The organism is Streptomyces bullii, assembly GCF_042657145.1.
Taxonomy (GTDB): domain Bacteria; phylum Actinomycetota; class Actinomycetes; order Streptomycetales; family Streptomycetaceae; genus Streptomyces; species Streptomyces bullii.
On sequence record NZ_JBHSNY010000009.1, the window covers coordinates 36862 to 61296 of the forward strand.

Here is a 24435-nt window from a genome sequence, read left to right on the forward strand (position 1 = left end):
GCCCATTACTCGAACCGTGCGGTGTCCCCCGCGCCGCGCCGGACGATCTCCGCCTCCCCGCCGGAGAAGTCGATGACCGTCGTCGGTTCGGTGCCGCACTCGCCGGAGTCGACCACCGCGTCCACCACGTGGTCGAGCCGGTCCTTGATCTCCCAGCCCTGCGTCATCGGTTCCTCCTCGTCCGGGAGCAGCAGCGTGCTGGACAGCAGCGGCTCGCCCAGCTCGGCGAGCAGGGCCTGGGTGACGACATGGTCGGGGATGCGCACGCCGACGGTCTTCTTCTTCGGGTGCAGAAGCATGCGCGGCACCTCCTTCGTCGCGGGCAGGATGAAGGTGTAGCTGCCCGGCGTCGACGCCTTGATGGCGCGGAACACGTCGTTGTCGATCCGCACGAACTGGCCGAGCTGCGCGAATTCCTGGCACACCAGGGTGAAGTGGTGCCGGTCGTCCAGCCGGCGGATGGTGCGGATCCGGTCGATGCCGTCACGGTTGCCGATCCGGCATCCCAGGGCGTAACACGAGTCCGTGGGGTAGGCGACAAGAGCGCCCGAACGGACGCTGTCGGCGACCTGGGTGATGGTGCGGGGCTGGGGGTTGTCGGGGTGCACGTCGAAGTACTTCGCCATCCGTCGAGCTTATGCCGCTCCCGCACCTCGCCGGTGCAGGCCGGGCCCGGCCCACGGACGGCACGCCCGCTCGGGACGGACCCCCCGTTCGGGTGAGGTAACGTCCCCGACCGAGACCGGGGAGGCGCGAGGACGAGGGGAAGACCGAGGTGGCCGGAGGAGAGGACGGAACAGGGCGCGACGGAGGGACGGCCGGCGCACGTCCCACCTGGGCGCGCGAACTGCTCGACCATCTGCGGCCGGCCGGGCGGGACGTCGGCCGGGTCGTCGACTGGCTCGCCGGCACCCTGCGCGCGACGGCGGCCCTCCTGGACGCCGGGGGCTCCCTCCTCGCCGGAACACGGCTGCCGGTCGAGGACGGCCTCGTCGCCGACCTCACCGCGCGCCGGCTCGCCTCCGCCGCCTGGGAGGGGCACGGGCGCCACCTGCGCCTGGTCCGGGTCGACCATCCGGCGGGCCCCTGCGTGCTGGCCGTCTCCCGCGACACGCCCTTCGACCGCCCCGCCTCCGACATCGTCACCCACACCGCCCAGGTGCTCGAACTGCTGCTGACCGCGCACGAGTCGACCGTGGCCGGGCACCGGCTGAGGCGTGCCACCTCCGATCTGCGGCTGGCGATCCTGCAGCTGCTGATGGTCGAGGACACCGTCGCGGCCCGCCGGGTCGCCGCCGGTCTCTGGCCGGGCCTGCTCGACACCGACACGGCGTGCGTCTACGTCGTCGAGAGCAGCCCCGCGGCGCGGGACCGGCTCGCCGAGGAGTGCCTGGACACCACCGGCGAGGAGGCCCTGGTCGTGCGATGCCCCGCCATGGCAGGGCATGTGATCGTCGTCGGGCCGCGCGAGACCACGGGCACCGACCTGCGGTCCCTGGTCGGCCGGCACCCCGGCACGTTCCTCGGCGGCAGCGTCCGGCAGAGCCTGGCCCGGACCGCCACCGCCTACGGACAGGCCGTCAGCGCCCTCGCCGTCGCACACTTCCGGCCGGACAAGACGGCGGTCTACGCCGAACGCACCCACCCCGAGCGGCTGATGGACCCGCGGGCGCTGCGCGGCTGGACGGGCCGTGTGCTGCGTCCGCTGGACGCGCTGCCGCACCACACGCGGGCCGAACTCCTCGCCACCACCCGGCTCGGGCTGGAGTTCACCGCCGTCAACGCGGCCAAGGTCCTGGGCGTGAGCCGCAACACCGTCCGCGCCCGCATGGAGCGCGTCGAGGCCCTGCTGCGCACCGACTTCACCGACCTCACCGTCCGCGCCGTCGTCCACCTGGCGCTGAACACCCAGGTCGGCCTCGCGGACGGACAGCCCGACGGCGACGCCGCACCCCCCGGCCTCCGGGTCGCCGACCTGCTGGCCGGGCCCGCGCTGCGCACCTGGGCCGGGGACCTCCTGGGCCGGCTGGAGGCGGACGCCCGGGACCTGCGCCGCACCGTGCGCACCTGGATCGCGGCCGGAGGCAACGCCGAGCGGGCCGCGCAGGCCCTGGGCGTCCACGCACAGACGGTGCGCGAGCACGTCCGCAGCGCCGAACCCGTCCTCGAACGCCAGCTGCTCGCCGCCGGCACCGACCTGTACGAGGTCGTGCTGGCCCACCTGGCGGTGGGTGACCTCGACCCGCCGGTCTTCCCCGGACCCCCTTCCGGCGGGACGAATGCGGGCCATTCGGACTCACCTGTGCACGGCTGAGCCTTCCGGCGCCCACAGCGGGCATCGACGCGGTTCACAAGGCCCGCCGCCTGCCCGTAGGTTCGACGGGCCGCCAGGGCACGACCGGAACGGGGGACCGGTCGCGCCCCGGCGGCCCGTCACCGGAGCGCTCGGCTCAGCCGTGCCTCAGCCGCGCAGCCGTACCGGGATCTCCCGCCAGCCGAAGGCGATGAACGACGGCACCTGCCGCAGCCCCTCCTCGCCCTCGGCGAGCCGCAGGCCGGGGAACCGGTCGAACAGCGCGGGCAGCGCCGTCAGTGCCTCCACCCGGGCCAGCGGCGCGCCGATGCACCGGTGCACGCCGATCCCGAACGCGAGATGGTCGTCGGCGGCGCGCGTGGCGTCGAAGACGTCCGCGCCGGGCCCGTAGTGCGCCGGGTCCAACCCTGCTGCGGCGTACGTCGTGATGATGGCGTCGCCCGCCGGGACGGTGACACCGCGGACGGTCAGGTCGGTGACGGCGAACCTGAGCGGCAGCGAGGCGATCGGCGGGTGCGCGCGCATCGTCTCGTCGACGACGGCGCCCCAGCCGACCTCCCCGGAGCGCACCCGGGCCAGCTGCCCCGGGTCGCGGAGCAGGGCGACCGCCGCGTTGCCGATCAGGTTGACGGTGGTCTCGAACCCCGCCCCGATGACCAGCAGCAGCGTGTACAGCAGCTCCTCGTCGCTGAGCCTGTCGCCGTCCCCGTCCCGGACCCGGATCAGCTCCGTGGTCATGTCGTCGCCGGGGTGCGCCCGCTTGTGGGCGATGAGCGCGGGCAGCACCGTGCCGATCTGGTGCTGCACGGACGCGGCGTGCTCCGGGCTCGGGTCCGAGGTGTCGATGATGGCCGCGATCAGCCGGGCCGTGTCCTCCCGCAGATCCTCCGGGACGCCGAACAGCTCGCAGATCATCCGCATCGGCAGCGGATGGGCGAACCGCTCCCGCAGGTCGACCGGGCCGTCGCCGGCCGCGTCCAGCGCGTCGAGCAGCTCGGCGGTGATCGCCTCGACACGGGGCCGCATCGCCTCGGTGCGCCGGTGCGTGAAGCTGGGCGCGACCAGTTTGCGCAGTCGTGCGTGGTCGGTGCCGTACGTGGAGAGCATGTTGACCACGCCCACCCAGCCCAGGATCCACGCCCAGGACGGGCGCTCGCCGATCTCGGGCCACAGCCGCCAGTGCAGGCGCGGGTCCTTGCTGACCCGGGGATCGAGGATGAGCTCCTTGAGGACGTCGTACCCGGTGGGTGCCCACGCGGGGATGCCGCCGGGCAGCGCGACGGGCACGATCGGGCCCAAAGCGCGCAGCCGGGCGCTCTCGGCGGGGATGTCGGCGCCCAGCGGGTCGAGAGCGATGCGGTCGGTGACGGTCACGACGGGCCTCCTGGCTGGTCGGGAGAGCGGGGAGTGAAACGCACGGGCAGCGCCGTCAGCGAACGGTGGAACGGGCCGGGCCGCCAGGTGAGCCGCCCGCGGGGCAGCACGGGTTCGAGGCCGGGCAGCCACTGGGTGAGCCGTTCGATCGCCTCGGTCGCGATGAGCAGGGTGGGTTGTCTGGCCGGGCAGGCGTGGGGTCCCGCCGACCAGGACAGGTGCGAGGCGTCGCCCGGGTGCCGGGACGCGCCGTGCTCCCGCTCGGCGGCGTGCGCGAGCGCCCCGTACGAGACGACCACGGGCACCGCGGCCCGGATCCACACGCCGTGGAAGCCGACGGGCCTGCGGGCGTAGTGGATGCCGTAGTTCGCAAGGGGCGTCTCGTGGCGCAGCACGTCCAGCACCGCGTCCATCACCGGACGGGCGCCGCTGGTCAGCGTCGAGTAGTACGCCGGGTTGCCGAGGATCCTGGACAGCGCGTTCGACACGAGGTTCGCCGTCGGCTCGTGGCCCGCGCCGAGGGTGAGGAACACCTGCCAGGTGACTTCGTCCGGGGTCAGTCCGGCGGGGTGGTCCAGCAGCCGGCTCGGCAGGTCGTCGCCGCGCCGCTGGGTCCTGGCCGAGATCAGCTCCAGCACGTATCCGCCGTACTCGGCCTCGCCCTCGGCCGCCTGGGCGCCGCCCTCCATCATCTTGCCCAGCGCCGCGTCGAGCCGGTCGCTCTGGTCGTCGGACAGCCCGAACAGGTCGTTGAACACCAGCGCCATCAGCGGTCGGGCGAACTCGCCCACCAGGTCGGCCTCGCCGCGCGGCCCGAACCGGCTCACCAGCAGGTGCACCGCCCGGTGCACCCGGGCCCGCAGGTCGTGCGGCTCGATCAGATCGAAGGCGTCGATGAGGGTGGTGCGGTAGCGGACATGGGCGGCGCCGTCCGCGAACAGCGTGTTGGGCCGCCAGCGCATCATGCCGAGCACCGGCAAGTCGTCCGGGACCGTGGCCTGCCACGGCCGCGGGTCACGCGAGAAGGTCTCCGTGTCGTGCAGCAGGTCCAGCGCGGCCCGCCGGTCCGTGACGACGTACGCCGGCACCCCGGGCGCGAGTTCCGCCCAGCCGATCGGCCCCTGGGCGCGCAGGGCTGCGTAGTAGCGGTAGGGATCCACGGCGAAGCCGTCCTCCCACAGCCGCACGGGTGTGGTGAGGGAGAAGGCCTGCTGGGCGGGGGAGTGGGTGGTCACCGGCGCTCCGGGGTGTGACGGTCGATCAGGTGCCGGACCAGTGCGAGCAGCGCGTCGGCGCAGGAATTCCGCTCCCGCGCGTCGCACGTCACCAGCGGTGTGGCGGGCTCCAGGTCCAGGGCGGTGCGCAGCTGCTCCTCGGTGTGGTGTCGGGGCGCGTCGGGGAAGGCGTTGAAGGCGACCGCGTACGGCAGTCCGGCCTCTTCCACCAGCCCCAGCACGTCGAACGAGGCGTCGATCCGGCGGGCGTCGACCAGCACGAGCGCGCCGAGCGCCCCGTAGGCGATGTCGTCCCACAGCGACCGGAACCGCTCCTGGCCGGGCGTGCCGAACAGGTACAGCACGACCTCGCCCGGGAGACTGATCCGCCCGAAGTCGATGGCGACGGTGGTCGTCGTCTTGTCCCGCACCCCGGCCAGATCGTCCACCTGGCAGGACGCCTCGGTGAGCCGCTCCTCGGTGTGCAGCGGCCGGATCTCGGACACGGACCCGATCAGGGTGGTCTTGCCCACCCCGAAGGGCCCGGTGACCAGGATCTTCACCAAGTCGCGGGCGGCGCGGGGCAGATGGATGCCGACGGCACCGTGGGGGTCGCCGGACCGGCAGGGCCTAGGGGTGCTTGAGGGAGCGGAGGCCATCGGCGACTCTCTTCAGCAGGTCGGGGTCGAACCGTGCGGCGGGCGGGATCGGCGGGCGGGCCAGTGCCAGGTCCCGGTCGACGAGATCGGCGGCCAGCACCCGGACCGCGGAGACCGGCAGCCGCAGCAGCGCCGCGGCCTCCACGACCGTCAGCGGCCCGCCGTCCAACGCGTCCAGCAGGGCCGCCTGGGCGGCCGGCAGGCCGGCGGGCGGAGGCGCGCCGCTGCCGGTGAGCACCGACAGCCGCTCCAGGTCGTGACGGCCGGGTTGGGCCACGCCGCCGGTGGACAGGTACGCGGGAACCAGGGGACGGCCACCGGGGCGGCCGGTCATGCGGTCGCGTCGCCGTCGGCCTCCCGGGGCGCGGCGGCCATCGCCTTCTCACCCAGCCGCGCGACCTGCGAGTGGACCCGGTGCGCGAGCATGTCCAGGCGCACCTCGGGATCCCCGTACGCGGCCACACAGGTGCCGTGGTCCGTCGGCACGATCAGGACGTACCCGTGGTCGGACTCGATGACGACCTGCCGCACCTCGGCACGGTCCCGGTCGGCGAACGCGGCGGCGGCGGTCCGGCACGCGCCCTGCACGGTGCTGGTGATGGCGGCCACCCGCTCGGCCGACGGCTGCTCCAGCGCGTCGGTGTAGCCCTTCACGAGTCCGTCCCGGGTGAGCAGAACGGCGGCCACGACACGCGGCACCTGCAGGATCGGGTCCAGTACCCACGCCGTGTCGCCCCCATCGCGGCTGGTCATCGGGCCGCTCCCCCTTCTTCCTGTTCTTCCTGGTCGGTACGGATTTCCTCGTGGCCCTTCCGGCCCGGTTCGGTCCCGTCGTGGCCCGGCTCGGTCCGAGGTTGGCCGGTGGCGGTCGCGGTCCGGTCGGTCCCGCCGCCCGCGGCTTGCGTACCGGTGAGTCCGGCGTCCTTACGTACGGCCGGGGTGGCCCGGCTGTTCGGTCCGGCCGGGATGCCCCAGCCGTCCGGACCGGCCTCGGCGCGCGCGGCGGCGGTGCCGGACTGCAGGGCGCCGAGTGCGGCGGCGGCCTCCTCGGGGCTCCGCGGCGGAGCCGTCGGCGCGGGCGCGTCCGGCGTGGCGGCCCTGCTCCGGCCGCGGCGCCGGCGCTGCGGCAGGCCTCCGGTGTCCCGCGGATCCTGGTGCCCGGCGGCGGGGGAGGGGGCGTCGTCCTGGTCGGACCCGTACCCGTGGGACACGGCGAACCTGGCCGGCTCGTCGGGCGCGGCCCTGCGGGGCGGCTTCCGCGGTGCGGAGCCGCGGGTCGGGCGCGGGGCGCTGGCGGCCGGCGGCCGCTCCTCGGGATCGATGCGGGTCAGCAGGTGGCTGTCGACCCGCAGCACCGCGCGCACACCGCCGTACGGGGACGGCGACGACAGGTCGACGCCCAGGTCGAACTGCCGGGTCAGCTGGCCGATCGCGGCGAGCCCCATGCGCGGCGGGTCACCGAGGTCGGTGAGGAGGATCGGATCGGTTCCGGCCACCATCCGCTGCGCGCGGGCCCGCTCGTCCTGGCTCATGCCGAGGCCCGCGTCGTCGATGGTGACGCACACGCCGTGGTGGACGTGCTCCAGGTTGACCACGACCTCGGTGTCCGGCGCGGAGTGCCGCAGCGCGTTGTCGAGGAGCTCGGCGACGATGATCGCGACCGGTTCCACGGCGTGCGACACCAGCGCGGTGCCCGGCTCCAGATGGTTGTGGACCTCGACCCGCTGGTAGCCCGCCAGCCGGGCCTGTCCGCCCGTGACCGCGTCGACCAGATGGGACTCCGCACGGGCCAGACCCACCCAGGCCCCGCACACCACCGCGGCGACCTGGGCCCGGCGCAGCGACTGTTCGTTCTCGTGGTCGAGTTCGAACAGGGTTTGGGCCAGCTCCGGGTCGTCGTAACGCTGTTGCAGCCCGCGCAGCGCGTCCTGGAGGCGGTACAGGGCTGCCTGGATCTCCCGCGTGGCCCCGCGCATGCCCGCCTGCGCGGCGGCGTCGATCCGGGTGCGCTGCGCGGCCAGTTCGGCGCGCAGCCCGTCCAGTACCCCGTCCAGCGCCGTGCCCAGCGGCGAGCCGGCGGTCTGCGAGTGCAGCGGGCCCGGGACCGGCACGTGCGGGTGCGCCGGCTGCCGGGCGGCGGCGGGCAGCCGCCGCGCCGCCAGGTGCTCCACCTCGGAGATGAACATCCTTGACGTGCCGTGGAGCTGGGCGCGCAGCGCGGCCGTCTTCTCGCGCTGCGCGGCCAGTTGGCGCCGTGATCGCAGCAGCCCGCCGCCGAGGGCGAGCGCGGACAGGGTGCCGACGGCGAGACCGCCGACGGCCAGGTCCGGTAATTCGATCATCGAGGCGGTTCCAGGGGTGGTCGGGCAGCACGGAGTACGAGGGCCCCTTGGGCGAGACACTCGGAGGACAGTACACACCGTCATCGACCGCTCTCGCACGGTGTCTCGGCACTTCGTTCCGAAAGTGACCGGCGTCTCTCCGCTTCTGCGTGGAGTGGGTGAATTTCCGTGGAGGAGAGGGGAGTTGTGCCTTCTGGGGCGGTCCGCCGGCCGACGGCGCGGGAGGCCGGGCGGCGACCGCGGGACGGTGGCAAGGCGAGCACCGGTTTCCTCCGGCCACTCGCTCGGACGCTGTGTGCTCCGGCGGAGGACGGGTACCCGGCCCGCGCTGAGGAGTCCGCTCCCCGGGTGCCGCGGGCCCGGGCCCGTGCGGACCCGGAACGACTACCGCGACAACGAGTGCCGCGAAAAGGAGGCCCGCATGACCAGTGACACCGAGACCGGCGGCGTGACCGGTACCCAGGACAAGGACTACAACCTGATCTGGTACGTCGAGGCGTGCCTGAGCAACGCGCTGCGGCTGGAGAGCTACATCCAGGACGCGGAACGAGCCAAGGACACCGAGGTCGCGGACCTGTTCCGCAAGGCGCAGGCGGACAGCCGCAAGGGCGCCGAGCTGGGCAAGAGCCTCCTGCGCTCGCGACTGAACGGCGGCTGACGAGCGCCGGCCCGCAGGGCCCGGACACCGTGGCGAGCGCGGTGCCCGGGCCTTCGTCGTGCCGCTGTCTCTTCTGGGCCCGGCAGCGGTGACGACCGCCCCTGCCGCCGGTTACCGTACGCGTCAGTAACCGGACCGGTGATCGCAGGAGGCCCCCATGCCGCAGCTCGAAGTCGACGGCGCGCGACTGACGTACGACGACGAGGGGCCCCGGGACGGCGACGGCGTCCCCCTGGTGTTCGTCCACGGCTGGACGGCGAACCGGCACCGCTGGGACCACCAGATGGAACACTTCGCCTCCGAGCGGCGCGTGGTCCGGCTCGACCTGCGCGGGCACGGGGAGAGCACCGGAGCCGGGGCGCGCACCATCGAGGAGCTGGCGAACGACGTCCTCGCCCTCCTCGACCACCTCGGGATCGACCGGTTCGTGCTCGTCGGCCACTCGATGGGCGGCATGATCTCCCAGACCATCGCCCTCGCCCATCCCGAGCGGGTGGAGCGCATGGTGCTGGTGAACTCCATCGGCCGCATGGCGTACAGCCGCGGGCGGGGCCTGCTCATGGCCGCCTCCACCCTCGTCCCCTTCCGACTGTTCGTCGCCGCCAACATCCAGCGCGCCTTCGCCCCGGGGTACCCGCGCGAGGAGATCCGGGAGTACATCCGGGCCTCCGCCGCCACGCCCCGGGAGGTGGTGATGACGCTGTACTCCGCGATGCGGGCCTTCGACGTCCTCGACCGCGCCGGGGAGATCCGCGTGCCCACGCTGATGGTGCACGGCTACCACGACGTCCAGCTGCCGGTGAAGCAGATGCTGCGGCTGGCGAAGGGCTGCCCGGACGCGGTGATCCGCATCCTGGACGCCGGCCACGAACTGCCGGTGGAGAAGCCCGCGGAACTGACCGCGACCCTCGACTGGTTCCTGTCCCGCTGACAGAGTGGGCGCACCGACCGGGGGGAGCGGGGCGATGGGTGCGGCACGCCAGGGGCCGGGCGCGTGGCGAGAACGGGATCTGCGCCTGCGAAGGGAACGGCTGCGCGCCGCCCGGCGCGCCCGGGAGCAGGCCGACCTCAGGCGCCTGACGGGGGTGACGCCGGCCGAGATCCGCCGCCGCGTCCGTGCCCGGTGGCGGCGGGCCTGGGCCGTGGCCGCCGTCGTCCTGGGGGCCGTCCTGCTGTCGCTGGGGGTGGGGGAGCTGGCCGACATGCGCGAGCCGGCGGGCGGCCGGGACGGCTCGCCCCGCGGCTCCGCCGACGCCGCGGAGACCGGTGCGGAGGCCTCCGTGGCGCTGGCCCTCGCCCTGCTGGCAGCCGGGTCCTACGGCGTGTGCGCCGGGGTGGTCCTGCTGCGCCGCGCGCGCCGGGCACTGCCCGAGGGGCTGGCCCTGTGGGGCCTGACGACCTGGTTCGCCGTCGTCGGCGCCATCCCGGCCTACCGCTACGGCGATCTCCTCGGAGGCCCGGCCGCCGTGACGGCGGCGTGGACCGCGCTGGTGCTGGTCCTGGTCTGGCTCGCGCACCGCGAGTCCGGGCTCTGACTCCACAGCGGCCGCGACGGCCGGTGAGTGACGCCACCGGTCGGGTACCCGGGCGGTCCGCCGCCACCGGCCGGGGGCCGCCCACCGGCCCGACCCCGCGACGCCCCCGGCCACGAGTCCAAGGAGCTTGCGAACATGACGGACGTATCCGGCACCGGTCCCGCTCCCGGTGACGACCGCAAGGTGCTCACCAACCGCCAGGGCCACCCGGTCCACGACAACCAGAACCAGCGCACCGTCGGCGCCCGCGGCCCCGCCACGCTGGAGAACTACCAGTTCCTGGAGAAGATCAGCCACTTCGACCGCGAGCGCATCCCCGAGCGGGTCGTGCACGCCCGCGGCGTGACCGCCTACGGCTACTTCGAGGCGTACGGCACCTGGGGTGACGAGCCGATCGGCCGCTACACCCGGGCCAAGCTGTTTCAGGAACAGGGCAAACGGACCGACGTGGCCGTCCGCTTCTCCACCGTCATCGGCGGACGCGACTCCTCGGAGGCCGCCCGCGACCCGCGCGGCTTCGCCGTGAAGTTCTACACCGAGGACGGCAACTGGGACCTCGTCGGCAACAACCTCGGCGTCTTCTTCATCCGGGACGCCATCAAGTTCCCGGACGTCATCCACGCCCTCAAACCGGACCCCGTCACCTTCGAGCAGCAGCCGCGCCGCATCTTCGACTTCATGTCCCAGACGCCCGAGGCGATGCACATGCTGGTCAACCTGTTCAGCCCGCGCGGCATCCCCGCCGACTACCGCCACATGCAGGGCTTCGGCGTCAACACGTACAAGTGGGTCAACGCCGACGGCGAGACCAAACTCGTCAAGTACCACTGGATGCCCAAGCAGGGCGTGCGCAGCATGACCGCCGAGGACGCGGCCAACGTACAGGCCGAGACCCTGGGCCACGCCACCAAGGACCTCTACGAGGCCGTGGCCCGCGGTGACCACCCCGAGTGGGAGCTGCTCGTCCAGATGATGGACGACCACGACCACCCCGAGCTCGACTTCGATCCGCTGGACGACACCAAAACCTGGCCCGAGCAGGAGTTCCCGCCGAAGCCGGTGGGCCGGATGGTGCTCGACCGGATGCCGGAGAACTTCTTCGCCGAGAACGAGCAGATCTCCTTCGGCACCGGCGTCCTCGTCGACGGCCTGGACTTCTCCGACGACAAGATGCTCGTCGGCCGCACCTTCTCCTACAGCGACACCCAGCGCTACCGGGTCGGCCCCAACTACCTGCAACTGCCCGTCAACCAGGCCAGGAACGCGGACGTGCGCACCAACCAGCGCGACGGCCTCATGACGTATCACGTGGACGGCGCGGGCGAAAACCCCGACGTCAACTACGAGCCGTCGATCAGGGGCGGGCTGCGCGAGGCCGAGCATCCGACGCACGACGAGCAGGGACCGGAGATCCGCGGCCGGCTCACCCGCGCACGCATCCCCCGCACCAACGACTACCTGCAGGCCGGGCAGCGCTATCTGCTGATGGAGGAGTGGGAGCGCGACGACCTGGTGAAGAACCTCGTCGACCAGCTCTCCCAGTGCGACCGGCCCGTGCAGGAGCGCATGGTGTGGCACTTCCTGCTCGTCGAGAACGACCTCGGGCTGCGGGTCGGTGACGGCCTCGGCATCAGCCCGCAGGACGTCGCAGGGCTCCAGCCGCTGGCGAGCCAGGACCTCACCGACGAGGACCGCGAACGGCTGGCCAACCTCGGCAAGAACCCGCCCCGTGACGTCGAGGGACTGACCATGACCCACTGCGTCCCCGACGAGCACCACGTCGTGACGCGCTGAACGGTCACCGGCTCAGCGCCGTACGGGCCACGGTGAGGGCCTGCTCGGCGTAACCGCGCCCGAACAGCACGGCGTGCACCAGCAGCGGGAACAACTGGTGCACGCCGACGCGCTCCGTCCAGCCGTCGGCGAGCGGCGCAACCTCCTGGTAGCCGTCCAGCACGCCGTCCAGGTGGGGGCAGCCGAAGAGGTGCAGCATCGCCAGGTCGGTCTCCCGGTGCCCGCCGTGCGCGGCCGGGTCGATCAGCCACACGTGCCCGTCGTCCGCCCACAGCACGTTGCCGTTCCACAGGTCGCCGTGCAGCCGGGCGGGCGGCTCGGCAGGCCCCGCCAGCTCGGGCAGCCGCTCGCACAGCCGCTCGACGACGGGCGCCTCTCCGGGGCGGACGGTGCCCTGGTCGACCGCGCGCCGCAGGTACGGCAGCACCCGGTGCTCGGCGTACCAGCGCGGCCAGTCGGCGCCGGGGACGTTGCGCATCGGCGCGCGCCCGATGTACGCGTCGGTCGGGCCGTCCGGGGGCGGGGCACCGAACGCGGGCGCGCCGGCGGCGTGCAGCGCGGCCAGGCCCCGCCCGAACCGGACCGCCGCCTCGCGGCCGGCCCGCCCCTGCGGGACCCGGTCGGTGACCAGCCAGCTGTCGTCCTGGCCGTGCACGGCCGGTATCCGGACCGCGCCCGCGTCGGCCAGCCAGCGCAGCCCGGCCGCCTCCGCCCGGGTCGCCCCCGGGCCGTCCCCGCGCTTGACCACCACCACCCGGCCGCCGTCCACGGTGACCTCGGCGAGCGACCCGGACAACGCGCGCTCACCTGCCACGGCCCACCCGGTGAGCCGCGCGGCGGCGGCCCCGGGCCCCTCGCCGTCCGCGCCGGCCGACCGGCCGGTCCCCTCATGGGCGGTCATACGCGGACCTCCACCCGGGCGCACGGCGCCGCCGGGGCCCCGTCGGCCGTGTCGGGTTCGCCGTTGATCCACCAGTAGTGCACGGCCCCAGGGTACGAACGCGGCCGGGCAGCCGGGAGGGGGCAGTCGTACGGCCTGACGCCGTCGTCTCGTCTCCCGATGTCTCCGCCCCGGCCGCTGCCGCGCCCCGACATTCGCCGCAGGAACCGTCACGCGGGACGGTGAAAACCCGCCGCCCACCGCTCGAACGCCCCGGCACACGGGGACCAGTCGAGGCATGACGAGTTCATCGTTCCAGCGCCACATCACGTTGCCCGCCCCTGTCTGCGAAGAGGCCGCAGAGCATCTGGAGCAGGCCGCGCGGCGGGCCATCGACGGAGTGGCGGTCTGCCTGAAGGCGTTCCGTGCTGCCGCCGACAGCGACTACGCGCTCCCCGTCCCCGTCGTCGAACAGGCCGCCGCCTGTCTGCTGGTCCTGGCCACCGAGACCGCCCAGACGGTACGCCCATCGGCCCTCAAGGCCACCATCAGCGTCGCCCTGCGCCTGCGCGACGCCGTCCAGACCGCCCACCAGCCGGTCCTCGACCACAGGCTCTGGTGAGCCGCCGGGACCCGCCGGACGATGTGGCCGAAGCCACAACGCGGACGAGGTCCCGCTCACGTCCCCCCGCCCGAGCCGGCCGCTACCGTTTCCGTGCATCCTCTCCCCAGCAGCTCGGACGGCCCGGCAGTGCAAGCAGATCTCTCCCCGGTGATAGCGGCGACCGCCCAGTGGCTCACGCGTGCCTTCCCCGCCTCCGGCGGCGCGCTGGCCTCCGCCCTGTGCGAGGTGCAGGCGCGGCAGGCCGTGACGGTCGCGGCATGGCTCAGGTACCCGACGGCGATGGACGCCGCGCTGCTCGGCATGGCGGGCCCGGGCGGCTCCGCCCGGCTCGACTGGGTCACCGGCTCCGACCCGGCCGCGGCCGGCGACCTCGACGCCCACGCCTGGCGCACCTGGGTCGACGAGGTCGTGGCGAGCTGGGCGGCCTGTCTGCTCGCCGACCCCGAGCTGGCCGCGCTCGCGGTGGCCGCGGTCGCCGACGGCAGCCACGCCACCGGCACACCCGCAGCGTTCCGGCGGCTGCTCGCTCCCGACGACAGCGACCGGCGGGCGGCGGCGCTGCTGCGCCACCCCGACCTGCTCGCCCCCGTGGCCGACCTGCACCAGCCCCACCTCGTCGACCTCCTGAAACCGGGACGCACGCTCATCGCCTGACGCCGTACCGGGCGTGTGCTCGCTGTGTGCGGGGCGCGTGCTCATCGCTGAGGCCCTGTCGGGCTTCTGCCGCCGCCATGCGGTGCGCACGCTCATCGCCTGACGCCGTACCGGGCGCCTGCCGGTTGGACAGCCGTCGTCGGCGCCGACAGCGCCGATGAGCTGCGGTGACGGGCATCCGCCGCCCTTCGCTCACCCTCCGTGATTCACCGGTTTGCCGTACGCGACCGTGCCCCCGCCCCGCGCTGGGCGGACGCTGATCGTGGGCTCGACGGCCTCGGCCACCCTCGGCGGCCCGAGGCGGGACCGTCGTGCCGGGCACCGACGCCGCTGACGGAGGAGAGACCGAGATGACCACCGCCCCGACCCGGAACTGGGAACACGCCGTCGTCACCGGCGGCGCGGGATTCGTCGGCTCCCATCTGTGCGCCGCCCTCCTCGACGCGGGCGCCGCCGTCACCTGCGTGGACGACTTCAGCACCGGCCGGCCCGAGAACATCGCCCCGTTGCTCGAACGCCCCGGCTTCACCCTGGTGCAGGCCGACGTGACCGACGGACTGCCCGTCAAACGGCCCCCCGATCTCGTCCTGCACTTCGCCTCCCCGGCATCCCCCGCCGACTACCTGCGGCTGCCCCTGCACACCATGGAGACCGGCAGCCTCGGCACCCGCAACGCCCTGGAACTCGCCCACGCCTCCCGGGCCCGTTTCGTCCTGGCCTCGACGTCGGAGGTGTACGGCGACCCCCAGCAGAACCCGCAGGACGAGCGCTACTGGGGCCACGTCAACCCGGTCGGCCCGCGCAGCGTGTACGACGAGGCCAAGCGCTTCGGCGAGGCCCTGACCACCGCCCACGCCGAGACCCACGGCACCGACACCTGCATCGTGCGGCTGTTCAACACCTACGGCCCCCGCATGCGCGGCCACGACGGACGCGCCGTACCGACCTTCGTCCGCCAGGCCCTGGCCGGCGAACCCCTCACCGTGACCGGCGACGGGCGCCAGACCCGGTCGCTGTGCTACGTCGACGACACCGTCAGCGGCATCCTCGCTGCGGCGGGCCACGGCATGCGCGGCCCGGTCAACATCGGCAACCCGTCCGAGATCACCATGCTGGACCTGGCGCGGCTCGTCATCGAACTCGCCGAGTCGGACTCGCAGATCCGCTTCATCGAGCGCCCGGTCGACGACCCGGCCGTGCGCTGCCCGGACATCACGCTGGCCCGCGACAAGCTCGGCTGGGAACCGCGGGTGAGCGCCGAGGACGGCCTGCGCCGCACGATCGCCTGGTTCCGGGAGGAAACCGACCGCTGACCGCCGGCCCGCCGACCGGCACGGCAGCCCCGCCGGCCGAGCGAGCCGAGCGCACCGCGGTCCCGGCCCGGTCCCGCCCCGATTCCCGAAAGGCCCGCAACCCATGCGCATCCTCGGAATCAACGCCCTCTTCCACGACCCCGCCGCCGCCCTGGTGATCGACGGGCGGACCGTCGCCGCCGCGGAGGAGGAACGCTTCTCCCGGCGCAAGCACGGCAAGCGGCCGGTGCCGTTCTCCGCCTGGGAGCTGCCCGAGAAGGCCGCCGCCTGGTGCCTGAAGCGGGCCGGCCTGCGCCCGGGGGACCTCGACGCGGTCGCCTACTCCTTCGACCCGGCGCTCGCCAGGCCCGCCGAGGCCATGGGCCTGGACGACCCCTGGGACCACCTGCGGCTGACCTACGCGCGCGAGGCCCCCGGCTTCCTGAGCACCGCGCTGCCGGGCCTGGACCCCTCCCGCGTCCGCTTCGTACCGCACCACATGGCCCACGCCGCCTCCAGCGCCTTCGCCGCCCCCGACGCCGGGAACTCCTCCGTGCTGGTCCTGGACGGCCGCGGCGAACGCGCCTCCCACCTGGCCGCCCGCCGGGTGGGCGACCGCCTGGAGGCCCTGCACGCGCAGGAGCTGCCGCACTCCCTCGGACTGGTCTACGAGGAGCTCACCGAGCACCTGGGATTCCTGCGCTCCTCCGACGAGTTCAAGGTGATGGCGCTCGCCTCCCACGGCAGGCCCCGCATGCTCGCCGAGCTCCGCCGCCACGTGTACCCCACCGGCGACGGAGGCTTCCACGCCACCGGCGTGCCCTGGCACGAGCTGTGCGCGCCGCGCCGCCCGGACGAGCCGTGGACCCAGGACCACGCCGACATCGCCGCCGGCGCGCAGGCCGTGCTGGAGGAGACCCTGCTCGACCTGGTGCGCTGGCTGCACGGCCGGACCCACGACAGCGTGCTCACCCTGGCCGGGGGCGTCGCCCTCAACTGCGTCGCCAACTCCCGCATCGCCCGCGAGGGCCCCTTCTCACGGGTGTGGGTGCAGCCCGCCGCCGGTGACGCCGGCACCGCCCTGGGCGGCGCCCTCCTGCTGTCCGCGGGTGAGGGCGACCAGCCCGAGCCCATGACCGGAGCCGACCTCGGCCGGGACTGGTCCGACGCGGAGCTGGGCGCCTGGCTGAAGACGGCCGCCGTACCCTTCGAGCGGCCCCCGGACATCGCCGCGACCGTGGCCCGTGCCCTCGCGGACAACGCGATCGTCGCCTGGTTCCAGGGCCGTTCCGAGTACGGCCCCCGGGCCCTGGGCCACCGCTCCCTGCTCGCCCACCCCGGCCACGCCGGCAACCTGGAGCGGCTCAACGACGTCAAGGGCCGCGAACAGTTCCGGCCCGTGGCGCCGATGGTGCTCGCCGACCGCGCCGCCGAGATCTTCGACGGGCCGCTGCCCAGCCCGTACATGCTCTTCGTGCACGACGTGGCCGAGCAGTGGAAGGACCGCATCCCCGCCGTCGTCCACGTCGACGGCACCGCCCGCATCCAGACCGTCGACCCGGCGCAAGAACCCCTGGTCGCCCGGATGCTGAGCGAGTTCGAGGCGCTCACCGGGCTGCCCGTGGTCGTCAACACCAGCCTCAACACGGCCGGCCGGCCCATGGTGGACGACCCGCGCGACGCACTGGAGTGCTTCGGCTCCTCGCCCGTGGACCTGCTGGCCATCGGCCCGTACGCGATCCGGCGTGGGGACCTGTTCCGCTCCGACGACGGTGGAGGCCTGCGATGACCGAGTCCGACGGCATGACCGCGTACGCGGTGGTGATCCCCACCCTCGGCCGCCCCAGCCTGGGCGCCTGCCTGCGCGCGCTCGCCGCGACCGGCGGGCCCGGCCCGGAGAGGGTCGTCCTCGTCGACGACCGGCCGGGCCCCGGCGGGACGCTCGCGGCCGACGTCCCGCCCGCCCTGCGCACCCGCACCGTCGTGGTGCGCGGCGCGGCCCGCGGGCCCGCCGCGGCGCGCAACAGGGGATGGCGGGCGGCCGGGGACGTGCCCTGGATCGTCTTCCTCGACGACGACGTCATCCCCGGCCCCATCTGGGGCGACGACCTGGCCCTCGACCTCGCCACGGCGACCGGCCGGACCGCGGGCGTCACCGCCCGTGTCGAGGTACCGCTGCCCGCCGACCGCCGGCCCACCGACTGGGAACGCAACACGGCGGGCCTGGCCACCGCCCGCTGGATCACCGCCGACATGGCCTACCGCCGCGCCGCCCTGGAGGCCGTCGGCGGCTTCGACGAACGCTTCCGGCGGGCCTTCCGGGAGGACGCCGACCTCGCCCTGCGGATGCTCGACGCCGGCTGGACGCTCGCCGGGGGCCGCCGCACCACCACGCATCCCGTACGGCCTGCCGGACGCTGGATCTCCGTCCGCCTCCAGGCGGGCAACGCCGACGACGTCCTCATGACCCGCCTGCACGGCCGCGCATGGTGGCGCCGCGCGGGCGCGTCCCGGGGACGCCTGCCGGTCCACCTGGCCGTGACGGCGGCCGGAGCGACGGCCCTGGGGTGCGCCCTGCTCGGCCGGCCCCGCGCCGCCGCGGCCTGTGGCGCCGCCTGGCTGGCCGGCACCGCCGAGTTCGCGCTGGCCCGGATCCTGCCCGGACCGCGCACCCGGGACGAGATCACCACCATGGCCCTCACCAGCGCGCTCCTCCCGCCCGCCGCATCCTGGCACTGGCTGCGCGGGCAGCTGCTGTACCGCTCGATACCGCCGCGCCGGCCCTCCGAGGCCGGTGAGCCGGAACCGCAGCCGCGGCCGGCGGTCAGGGAACGGCTGCGGTCATGACCCGCCCCACCGCCCCGAGGACCCTGGTGACCGGCCCCTGGCTGCTCGGCGGGCCCACCGGTACGCCGCCGCCCCCGTGCGACCCGGACGCCACGCTCCCGGCGGCCGTCCTCTTCGACCGCGACGGCACCCTCGTCACCGACGTGCCCTACAACGGGGACCCGGAGAAGGTCGCGCTCATGCCGACGGCCCGGGAGGCGGTGGCCGCCGTACGCGCGGCGGGCATCCCGACAGGGGTCGTGACCAACCAGTCGGGCGTCGCCCGCGGCCTGCTGACGCACCGTCAGGTCATGGCGGTGCGGCGGCGCGTCGAGGAACTGCTCGGGCCGTTCGCCGTCTGGGCGGTGTGCCCGCACGGCCCGGCGGACGGCTGCGGCTGCCGCAAACCCGCCCCCGGCCTGGTGCTGGCCGCCTGCCGACGGCTCGGCGTTCCCGCCCACCGGACCGTGGTCATCGGCGACATCGGGACCGACATGGACGCCGCGCGCGCCGCCGGGGCCCGGGGTGTCCTGGTGCCCACCTCCCTCACCCGCCCCGAGGAGATCGCGGCGGCCGACGCCACCGCCTACGACCTGCTCGGTGCCGTACGCCTCCTGTTGCCGCCCGCCCTGAGGCGCTCCGTGGCCCGGACACGGGAGGAGGCACGATGACCCGCCCCCGCCGCCGACTGCCCCGCACACTGGTCGTCCGCCTGGACAGCGCGGGCGACGTGCTGCTGGCCGGACCCGCCGTACGCGCCGTGGCGGCCGGATCGGCCCACACCGCGCTGCTGTGCGGACCGCAGGGCGCGGCGGCGGGGCGGCTGCTGCCCGGCGTGGACCAGGTTCTGACCTACGACGCCCCCTGGGTGGGACTGGAGCCCCCGCCGGTCACCCGGGACGCCACCCGGCAGCTGATGCGGACGCTGACGGCCGGCCGCTTCGACCGGGCCCTGGTGCTGGTGTCGTACCACCAGAGTCCGCTGCCCGTCGCCCTGCTGCTGAAGCTCGCCGGCATCGGCTGGACCGCCGCCGACAGCGAGGACTACCCCGGTGCCCTGCTCGACCTGCGGCACCGCAGGCTGCCCCGCCGCCACGAGGCCCTGGCCGCCCTGGACCTGGCCGTGGCCGCCGGTTTCGCACTGCCGCCCGGCGACGACGGCAGGCTGCGCGTCACACCGCCGCCGGACACCACCCACCTGACCGGTCCCGGACCCTACGTGGCCGTCCACCCCGGCGCCGCCGTGCCCGCCCGCGCGTGGAGCGCCCGGCGGGCGGCACGGGCCGTGGCCGCGCTGTCCGCCGAGGGCTACCGGGTCGTCGTCACCGGAGGCCGGGCGGAGCGGGAGCTGACCGCCCGGGTCGCCGGCCGGCACGGGCTAAACCTCGGCGGCGCCACCGACCTGCGGCAACTGGCGGGCGTGCTGGCCGGGGCGCGCGTGGCCGTGGCCGGCAACACCGGCCCCGCACACCTCGCCGCCGCGGTCGGCACACCCGTCGTCAGCCTCTTCGCGCCGGTCGTCCCCGCCGAGCGGTGGGCGCCGTACGGCGTCCCCCACGTCCTGCTCGGCGACCAGCTCGCGCCCTGCGCCGGCACCCGCGCCCGGCACTGCCCGGTGCCGGGCCATCCGTGCCTGGACGGGATCGGCGACGCCGAGGTGCTCGCCGCCGTGGCCGCACTCGAAGAGGGCCGGGCCGGCCGGGGGGACCCACGGGACCAGGGGGAGCAGACGGAGCGAGGAGCTGCCGTATGAACATCCTGCTGTGGCACGTGCACGGCTCCTGGACGACGGCGTTCGTGCAGGGCCCGCACACCTACGTCGTCCCCGTCACCCCGGGCCGCGACCCGGACGGCCTCGGACGGGCCCGCACGTTCTCCTGGCCCTCCTCGGTACGCGAGGCCACCCCCGAGGAACTGTGCGACACGCCGGTCGACCTCGTCGTCCTGCAACGCCCGCACGAACCGGAACTCGCCGAACGCTGGCTCGGCGGGCGCCGCCCCGGACGGGACGTGCCCGCCGTCTACCTGGAGCACAACGCGCCGGACGGCGACGTGCCCCGCACCCGGCATCCGATGGCCGACCGCGACGACCTGACGATCGTCCACGTCACCCACTTCAACCGGCTGTTCTGGGACTGCGGCACCACCCGCACCGAGGTGATCGAGCACGGCGTCGTCGACCCCGGGCACCGCTACACGGGCCGGCTGGCCCGCGCCGCCGTCGTCGTCAACGAACCCGTCCGCCGCGGCCGGTACACCGGCACGGACCTGCTGCCCGCGCTGGCCGAGGCGGTACCGCTGGACGTGTTCGGCATGTGTACCGAGGGCCTGGCCGGGCACCTCGGGCTGCCCGAGGACCGGTGCCGCACCGCCGACCTGCCGCAGACCGACCTGCACGCCGCCCTCGCCGAGCGCCGGATGTACCTGCATCCGGTGCGCTGGACCTCCCTCGGCCTGTCCCTGCTGGAGGCCATGCACCTGGGCCTGCCCGTGCTGGCGCTCGCCACCACCGAGGCGGTGGAGGCGGTGCCGCCCGGCGCCGGCGTGCTCTCCACCCGCCCCGACGTCCTGGCCCGCGCCGCCCGCCGCTACCTCCACGAACCCGAGGCGGCGGCCGAGGCCGGGGCGCGCGCCCGGCAGGCGGCCCTCGAACGGTACGGGCTCAAGCGCTTCCTGACCGACTGGGAGCGTCTGATCACGGAGGTGTGCTCATGACCCCCACCCTCAGCCCCCTCCCCACCGGCCCGCTCGGCGGCGACCCCCTCGACCCGGGCGTGCTCTCGATCGCGCTGGTCTCGGAGCACGCCAGCCCGCTCGCCGTGCTCGGCGGGGTGGACGCCGGCGGGCAGAACGTGCACGTCGCCTGCCTCGCGGGCGCCCTCGCCGACCGGGGCCACCGCGTCACCGTCTACACCCGCCGGGACTCGCCCGACCCGCCCGGCCGGGTGCCGCTGCGCGACGGCGTCGAGGTGCACCTGGTGCCCGCCGGCCCACCCGAGCCGCTGCCCAAGGACGAACTGCTGCCGTACATGGACGAGTTCGGGCACTACCTCGCCGGCGTCTGGCGCAGACGAGCCCCCGACCTGGTGCACTCCCACTTCTGGATGTCGGGCCTGGCCGCACTGCGCGCCGCCCGCGAGCGGGGCCTGCCCCTGCTGCACACCTACCACGCGCTCGGCACGGTCAAGCGGCGGCACCAGCGGCTCGCCGACACCAGCCCGCCGGAGCGGATCCCCTGCGAGATCGAGGTGGGCCTCGGCTGCGACCGGATCGTCGCCACCTGCCGGGACGAGGTCGTCGAACTGGCCCGCATGGGCATCCCCGCCCACAAGGCCGCCATCGTGCCCTGCGGTGTCGACACCGACCTGTTCACCCCGAAGGGGCAGGCCGCGCCGCCGGGACCGTACCGGCACCGCATCCTCCAGCTCGGCCGGCTCGTGCCCCGCAAGGGCGCCGCCGTGGCCGTCGCCGCGCTCGCCCGGCTGCCCGACACCGAACTGCTCGTGGTCGGCGGCCCGCCCAAGGACCGGCTCGACGACGACCCGGAGGTGCGCCGGCTGCGCGGCATCGCCCGCGACGCGGGGGTCGCCGACCGGGTCCGCTTCACCGGCGGCGTGCCCAGCGACCAGGTGCCGCCGTTGCTGCGCTCCGCCGACGTGGTGGTCTGCCCCGCGGACTACGAACCGTTCGGCATCGTGCCGCTGGAGGCCATGGCCTGCGGTGTGCCCGTGGTGGCCAGCGCCGTCGGCGGACAGCTCGACACCGTCGCCGACCCGGGCACCGGGCGGCTGGTGCCGCCCCGCGACCCCGAGGCGCTGGCCCGGGCCGTCGCCGGGCTGCTCGCCGACCCGGCCGCCCGCGAGGCGTGCGGCGTCGCCGGCCGCCGCCGGGTCCTCAGCCGCTACGGCTGGGGCCAGGTCGCCGCGGCCACCGAGACGGCGTACTGCGAGGTGCTCGACGCCGAACCCGCCGCGACGGGAGCCGGCTGACCACCGGCCCCGGCGCCCGCCCGCCACCGATCCGCCGACGCCCCGCGTCCGAAGGGGCGGCCGACGACCGAAGTCCGAAGGGAGGTGCGGGTCCCGCCGCCGTCCCCGCGAGGCGGTACGCCCGATCAGCATGACCGAACACCCCGCTCACCTCGCGCTCGAAGCCGCGCGCCTGCACTGCCGGTCGCTGGAAGAGGCACTCGGCCGGTTCCGCCGGCATGGGCTGGACCGGATCGCGGACTGGGGCGGACGGCTCGCCGCCGTCCTCACCGACGGCGGCCGGCTGCTCGCCGCGGGCAACGGCGGCAGCGCCGCCCAGGCCCAGCACCTGACCGCCGAACTCGTCGGCCGCTACCGCCAGGAGCGGCGCGCCTACTCGGCGATCTCCCTGCACGCCGAGACGTCCAGCGTGACCGCCATCGGCAACGACTACGGCTTCGACCACGTCTACGCCCGCCAGGTCACCGCCCACGGCCGGCCCGGCGACGTCCTGATGCTGCTGTCCACCTCCGGCCGCAGCGCCAACCTCATCGCCGCCGCCGTCACCGCCCGGCAGGCGGGCCTGAGCGTGTGGGCCCTCACCGGACGCGGACCCAACCCCCTCGCCGAGGCCGCCCACGAGGCCCTGTGCATCGACGCCGACAGCACCGCGACCGTCCAGGAGACCCACCTCGTCGCCGTCCACCTGCTGTGCGAGGCCTTCGACACGGTCGTCTCCACGCCCCTGGCGCGGCGCACGATCACCACCCACGGGAAGGTGTCATGACCGGACCGAAACCGCTCGCCGTCGTCGGGGACGTCCTGCTCGACGAGGACATCGAAGGCGTCGCCACCCGCCTGACCCCCGACGCACCCGCCCCCGTCGTCGACGTCACCGGCGACCGGTGCCATCCCGGCGGCGCCGGACTGGCCGCCGCCCTCGCGGCCCGCGGCGGCCGGGAGGTGGTCCTGGTGACCGCCCTCGGCGACGACGACGCCAGTGAGGCCGTACGTCACGACCTGCACGGCGTGGTCCGGCTGCTGGAGATCCCGCTGAAGGGCACCCTGCCGGTGAAGACGCGCATCCTGGCGGGCGGCCGGCCCGTGATGCGCATCGACCGGGGCGGCGGCGAACCCGGGGAGCCCGACGACGCGGTGCGCGAGGCACTGGCCGGTGCCCACGCCGTGCTGGTCGCCGACTACGGCCGCCACACGGCCGGGGCACTGCGACCGCACCTGGAGGCGGTGGCCCGCCGCACCCCCCTCGTCTGGGACCCCCACCCCAAGGGCGACGCCCCGGTGCCCGGCGCCCGGCTCGTCACCCCCAACGCGGCCGAGGCGCTCGCCCTGTGGCCGGGGGACGGCGGTACGTCGCTGGGCGCCTACGCCGAGCGCGGGGCGAGGCTGGCGGAGCTGTGGCGGGCGGCGGGCGTCGCCGTGACGCTCGGCGACCGCGGGGTGCTGCTGACCAGACCCGGATCCGGCACGCCGATGCTCGTCCCGGCGCCCTACCGGGCCGGCGGGGACCCGTGCGGCGCGGGCGACTGCTTCGCCGCCACCACCGCCGCGGCACTGGCCGACGGGCTGCTTCCGGAGGAGGCGCTGCAACGGGCCGTCGCCGAGGCCGCCGCGTTCGTCGCGGCGGGCGGCGCGGGCAACCCGGAGCTGTGGCGCAACGAGTCCGCCGACGCTCCGGCGGACGAGCCCACGATCGACGCGTTCGCGCTGGCGGAGCGGGTCCGGGCCCGTGGCGGCACCGTGGTCGCCACCGGCGGCTGCTTCGACCTCGTGCACGCCGGGCACGTCGGCCTGCTGGAGAGCGCCCGCCGCATCGGCGACTGCCTCATCGTGTGCCTGAACTCCGACGCGTCCGTCACCCGCCGGAAAGGGCCGGGCCGCCCGCTCAACCCGGCGGCGGACCGTGCCCGCGTGCTGGCCGCGCTCGGCAGTGTCGACGCCGTCGTGGTCTTCGAGGAGGACACCCCGGAGGCGATCCTCACCCGGTTGCGGCCCGACGTCTGGGTCAAGGGCGGCGACTATTCCGTGCAGGACCTGCCGGAGGCGGAGGTGCTGCGCGGCTGGGGCGGGCAGGCGGTGGTCCTGCCCTACCTCGACGGGCGCTCCACGACGCTGCTGGCGCGACGGGCGGCGAAGGCGGCGGCGGTGGCGCTGCGGGCGTCCGGCGGGTGACGGGGCGGTGGGGCCGAGGCTGGGCCGGTCCCCATCTGACTGCGGGCAGTCGGCCTCCCCCCACGACTGCCCGACTGCCCGCAGCTGAGCAGCTGAGCAAGCGTCCGGCT

The 24435-nt window shown here is 74.9% G+C and carries 24 protein-coding genes; 16 read left to right on the forward strand and 8 right to left on the reverse strand.

The annotated features are described in order from the left end of the window. Window positions 1–5 precede the first annotated feature (5 nt). Window positions 6–626, reverse strand: coding sequence for an L-threonylcarbamoyladenylate synthase (locus tag ACFPZJ_RS25255; protein ID WP_381025871.1), 621 nt, complete (start codon window positions 624–626; stop codon window positions 6–8). A 149-nt stretch (window positions 627–775) separates the two neighbouring features. Between ACFPZJ_RS25255 and ACFPZJ_RS25260 the strand changes: the two genes are divergently transcribed. Next, window positions 776–2314 (forward strand): helix-turn-helix domain-containing protein, encoded by a 1539-nt coding sequence (locus tag ACFPZJ_RS25260; RefSeq protein ID WP_381025873.1) that lies wholly within the window; start codon window positions 776–778, stop codon window positions 2312–2314. A gap of 147 nt (window positions 2315–2461) precedes the next feature. On the opposite strand, the gene ACFPZJ_RS25265 is transcribed toward ACFPZJ_RS25260, so the two are convergent. From ACFPZJ_RS25265 to ACFPZJ_RS25290, 6 genes are read right to left on the reverse strand one after another with little or no spacing between them, the layout of a single operon-like run. Continuing rightward, window positions 2462–3688 (reverse strand): cytochrome P450 family protein, encoded by a 1227-nt coding sequence (locus ACFPZJ_RS25265; protein WP_381025875.1) that lies wholly within the window; start codon window positions 3686–3688, stop codon window positions 2462–2464. After that, on the reverse strand, window positions 3685–4923 hold the full coding sequence (locus ACFPZJ_RS25270; RefSeq protein ID WP_381025878.1) for a cytochrome P450 family protein: 1239 nt from the start codon (window positions 4921–4923) through the stop codon (window positions 3685–3687). The genes ACFPZJ_RS25265 and ACFPZJ_RS25270 overlap by 4 nt, the downstream gene beginning before the upstream one ends. Then, window positions 4920–5561, reverse strand: a complete 642-nt coding sequence (locus tag ACFPZJ_RS25275; RefSeq protein ID WP_381025880.1) for a GTP-binding protein — start codon at window positions 5559–5561, stop codon at window positions 4920–4922. Before ACFPZJ_RS25275 ends, ACFPZJ_RS25270 begins: the two co-directional genes overlap by 4 nt. Next, complete coding sequence (locus tag ACFPZJ_RS25280) at window positions 5533–5895, reverse strand: DUF742 domain-containing protein (protein ID WP_381025882.1); 363 nt, start codon at window positions 5893–5895, stop codon at window positions 5533–5535. Before ACFPZJ_RS25280 ends, ACFPZJ_RS25275 begins: the two co-directional genes overlap by 29 nt. Beyond that, on the reverse strand, window positions 5892–6314 hold the full coding sequence (locus ACFPZJ_RS25285; protein WP_381025885.1) for a roadblock/LC7 domain-containing protein: 423 nt from the start codon (window positions 6312–6314) through the stop codon (window positions 5892–5894). The genes ACFPZJ_RS25280 and ACFPZJ_RS25285 overlap by 4 nt, the downstream gene beginning before the upstream one ends. Further along, window positions 6311–7903 carry an ATP-binding protein gene (locus tag ACFPZJ_RS25290; RefSeq protein WP_381025887.1) on the reverse strand — a complete coding sequence of 531 codons (1593 nt, stop codon included), beginning with the start codon at window positions 7901–7903 and terminating at the stop codon, window positions 6311–6313. Before ACFPZJ_RS25290 ends, ACFPZJ_RS25285 begins: the two co-directional genes overlap by 4 nt. 421 nt (window positions 7904–8324) lie before the next feature. On the opposite strand from ACFPZJ_RS25290, the gene ACFPZJ_RS25295 reads away from it, so the two are divergent. From ACFPZJ_RS25295 to ACFPZJ_RS25310, 4 genes are all read left to right on the forward strand, one after another. Continuing rightward, entirely contained in the window at window positions 8325–8561 is a 237-nt protein-coding gene (locus ACFPZJ_RS25295; protein WP_381025890.1) for a hypothetical protein, read from the forward strand. Between the two features lie 157 nt (window positions 8562–8718). After that, a complete protein-coding gene (locus ACFPZJ_RS25300) occupies window positions 8719–9492 on the forward strand; it encodes an alpha/beta fold hydrolase (protein WP_381025892.1) in 774 nt (257 codons plus the stop codon). Between the two features lie 34 nt (window positions 9493–9526). After that, the gene (locus ACFPZJ_RS25305) at window positions 9527–10096 is read left to right on the forward strand and encodes a hypothetical protein (protein WP_381025894.1); all 570 of its coding nucleotides are present in this window, start codon (window positions 9527–9529) and stop codon (window positions 10094–10096) included. Window positions 10097–10231: 135 nt separating this feature from the next. Further along, window positions 10232–11890, forward strand: a complete 1659-nt coding sequence (locus ACFPZJ_RS25310; RefSeq protein ID WP_381025897.1) for a catalase — start codon at window positions 10232–10234, stop codon at window positions 11888–11890. A gap of 4 nt (window positions 11891–11894) precedes the next feature. Here the strand turns inward: ACFPZJ_RS25310 and ACFPZJ_RS25315 are convergent, their stop codons facing one another. Then, a complete protein-coding gene (locus tag ACFPZJ_RS25315; RefSeq protein WP_381025899.1) occupies window positions 11895–12791 on the reverse strand; it encodes a fructosamine kinase family protein in 897 nt (298 codons plus the stop codon). A 277-nt stretch (window positions 12792–13068) separates the two neighbouring features. Between ACFPZJ_RS25315 and ACFPZJ_RS25320 the strand changes: the two genes are divergently transcribed. The 11 genes from ACFPZJ_RS25320 (at window position 13069) to rfaE2 (ending at window position 24325) form a co-directional block, all read left to right on the forward strand. Next, on the forward strand, window positions 13069–13392 hold the full coding sequence (locus tag ACFPZJ_RS25320) for a hypothetical protein (RefSeq protein WP_381025901.1): 324 nt from the start codon (window positions 13069–13071) through the stop codon (window positions 13390–13392). Between the two features lie 129 nt (window positions 13393–13521). Then, entirely contained in the window at window positions 13522–14049 is a 528-nt protein-coding gene (locus tag ACFPZJ_RS25325) for a hypothetical protein (protein WP_381025904.1), read from the forward strand. A gap of 350 nt (window positions 14050–14399) precedes the next feature. After that, window positions 14400–15362 carry an NAD-dependent epimerase/dehydratase family protein gene (locus tag ACFPZJ_RS25330; RefSeq protein WP_381025907.1) on the forward strand — a complete coding sequence of 321 codons (963 nt, stop codon included), beginning with the start codon at window positions 14400–14402 and terminating at the stop codon, window positions 15360–15362. A 103-nt stretch (window positions 15363–15465) separates the two neighbouring features. Beyond that, window positions 15466–17130 carry a carbamoyltransferase family protein gene (locus tag ACFPZJ_RS25335; RefSeq protein WP_381025910.1) on the forward strand — a complete coding sequence of 555 codons (1665 nt, stop codon included), beginning with the start codon at window positions 15466–15468 and terminating at the stop codon, window positions 17128–17130. Beyond that, window positions 17127–18188: a glycosyltransferase family 2 protein gene (locus tag ACFPZJ_RS25340; RefSeq protein ID WP_381025913.1), complete on the forward strand. Its 1062-nt coding sequence runs from the start codon at window positions 17127–17129 to the stop codon at window positions 18186–18188. The genes ACFPZJ_RS25335 and ACFPZJ_RS25340 overlap by 4 nt, the downstream gene beginning before the upstream one ends. After that, window positions 18185–18838 carry a D-glycero-alpha-D-manno-heptose-1,7-bisphosphate 7-phosphatase gene (locus tag ACFPZJ_RS25345; protein WP_381025916.1) on the forward strand — a complete coding sequence of 218 codons (654 nt, stop codon included), beginning with the start codon at window positions 18185–18187 and terminating at the stop codon, window positions 18836–18838. The genes ACFPZJ_RS25340 and ACFPZJ_RS25345 overlap by 4 nt, the downstream gene beginning before the upstream one ends. Continuing rightward, complete coding sequence (locus tag ACFPZJ_RS25350; RefSeq protein WP_381025919.1) at window positions 18835–19920, forward strand: glycosyltransferase family 9 protein; 1086 nt, start codon at window positions 18835–18837, stop codon at window positions 19918–19920. The genes ACFPZJ_RS25345 and ACFPZJ_RS25350 overlap by 4 nt, the downstream gene beginning before the upstream one ends. Then, the gene (locus ACFPZJ_RS25355; protein ID WP_381025922.1) at window positions 19917–20882 is read left to right on the forward strand and encodes a glycosyltransferase; all 966 of its coding nucleotides are present in this window, start codon (window positions 19917–19919) and stop codon (window positions 20880–20882) included. Before ACFPZJ_RS25350 ends, ACFPZJ_RS25355 begins: the two co-directional genes overlap by 4 nt. Continuing rightward, window positions 20879–22156, forward strand: a complete 1278-nt coding sequence (locus ACFPZJ_RS25360; protein ID WP_381025924.1) for a glycosyltransferase — start codon at window positions 20879–20881, stop codon at window positions 22154–22156. Before ACFPZJ_RS25355 ends, ACFPZJ_RS25360 begins: the two co-directional genes overlap by 4 nt. Window positions 22157–22286: 130 nt before the next feature. Continuing rightward, the gene (locus tag ACFPZJ_RS25365) at window positions 22287–22922 is read left to right on the forward strand and encodes a D-sedoheptulose-7-phosphate isomerase (protein ID WP_381025927.1); all 636 of its coding nucleotides are present in this window, start codon (window positions 22287–22289) and stop codon (window positions 22920–22922) included. Beyond that, window positions 22919–24325 carry a D-glycero-beta-D-manno-heptose 1-phosphate adenylyltransferase gene (gene rfaE2, locus ACFPZJ_RS25370; RefSeq protein WP_381025930.1) on the forward strand — a complete coding sequence of 469 codons (1407 nt, stop codon included), beginning with the start codon at window positions 22919–22921 and terminating at the stop codon, window positions 24323–24325. The genes ACFPZJ_RS25365 and rfaE2 overlap by 4 nt, the downstream gene beginning before the upstream one ends. The last annotated feature ends 110 nt before the right edge of the window (window positions 24326–24435 follow it).

Excerpts from the sequence above, each read along its gene's own strand:
- ACFPZJ_RS25310 (WP_381025897.1), top strand. The coding sequence starts at position 10,232 with ATGACGGACGTATCCGGCACCGGTCCCGCTCCCGGTGACGACCGCAAG.
- ACFPZJ_RS25350 (WP_381025919.1), top strand. The coding sequence starts at position 18,835 with ATGACCCGCCCCCGCCGCCGACTGCCCCGCACACTGGTCGTCCGCCTG.
- ACFPZJ_RS25335 (WP_381025910.1), top strand. The coding sequence starts at position 15,466 with ATGCGCATCCTCGGAATCAACGCCCTCTTCCACGACCCCGCCGCCGCC.
- rfaE2 (WP_381025930.1), top strand. The coding sequence starts at position 22,919 with ATGACCGGACCGAAACCGCTCGCCGTCGTCGGGGACGTCCTGCTCGAC.
- ACFPZJ_RS25355 (WP_381025922.1), top strand. The coding sequence starts at position 19,917 with ATGAACATCCTGCTGTGGCACGTGCACGGCTCCTGGACGACGGCGTTC.
- ACFPZJ_RS25330 (WP_381025907.1), top strand. The coding sequence starts at position 14,400 with ATGACCACCGCCCCGACCCGGAACTGGGAACACGCCGTCGTCACCGGC.
- ACFPZJ_RS25285 (WP_381025885.1), bottom strand. The coding sequence starts at position 6,314 with ATGACCAGCCGCGATGGGGGCGACACGGCGTGGGTACTGGACCCGATC.
- ACFPZJ_RS25345 (WP_381025916.1), top strand. The coding sequence starts at position 18,185 with ATGACCCGCCCCACCGCCCCGAGGACCCTGGTGACCGGCCCCTGGCTG.
- ACFPZJ_RS25365 (WP_381025927.1), top strand. The coding sequence starts at position 22,287 with ATGACCGAACACCCCGCTCACCTCGCGCTCGAAGCCGCGCGCCTGCAC.
- ACFPZJ_RS25290 (WP_381025887.1), bottom strand. The coding sequence starts at position 7,903 with ATGATCGAATTACCGGACCTGGCCGTCGGCGGTCTCGCCGTCGGCACC.
- ACFPZJ_RS25315 (WP_381025899.1), bottom strand. The coding sequence starts at position 12,791 with ATGACCGCCCATGAGGGGACCGGCCGGTCGGCCGGCGCGGACGGCGAG.
- ACFPZJ_RS25360 (WP_381025924.1), top strand. The coding sequence starts at position 20,879 with ATGACCCCCACCCTCAGCCCCCTCCCCACCGGCCCGCTCGGCGGCGAC.
- ACFPZJ_RS25300 (WP_381025892.1), top strand. The coding sequence starts at position 8,719 with ATGCCGCAGCTCGAAGTCGACGGCGCGCGACTGACGTACGACGACGAG.
- ACFPZJ_RS25320 (WP_381025901.1), top strand. The coding sequence starts at position 13,069 with ATGACGAGTTCATCGTTCCAGCGCCACATCACGTTGCCCGCCCCTGTC.
- ACFPZJ_RS25275 (WP_381025880.1), bottom strand. The coding sequence starts at position 5,561 with ATGGCCTCCGCTCCCTCAAGCACCCCTAGGCCCTGCCGGTCCGGCGAC.
- ACFPZJ_RS25280 (WP_381025882.1), bottom strand. The coding sequence starts at position 5,895 with ATGACCGGCCGCCCCGGTGGCCGTCCCCTGGTTCCCGCGTACCTGTCC.
- ACFPZJ_RS25340 (WP_381025913.1), top strand. The coding sequence starts at position 17,127 with ATGACCGAGTCCGACGGCATGACCGCGTACGCGGTGGTGATCCCCACC.
- ACFPZJ_RS25305 (WP_381025894.1), top strand. The coding sequence starts at position 9,527 with ATGGGTGCGGCACGCCAGGGGCCGGGCGCGTGGCGAGAACGGGATCTG.
- ACFPZJ_RS25255 (WP_381025871.1), bottom strand. The coding sequence starts at position 626 with ATGGCGAAGTACTTCGACGTGCACCCCGACAACCCCCAGCCCCGCACC.
- ACFPZJ_RS25295 (WP_381025890.1), top strand. The coding sequence starts at position 8,325 with ATGACCAGTGACACCGAGACCGGCGGCGTGACCGGTACCCAGGACAAG.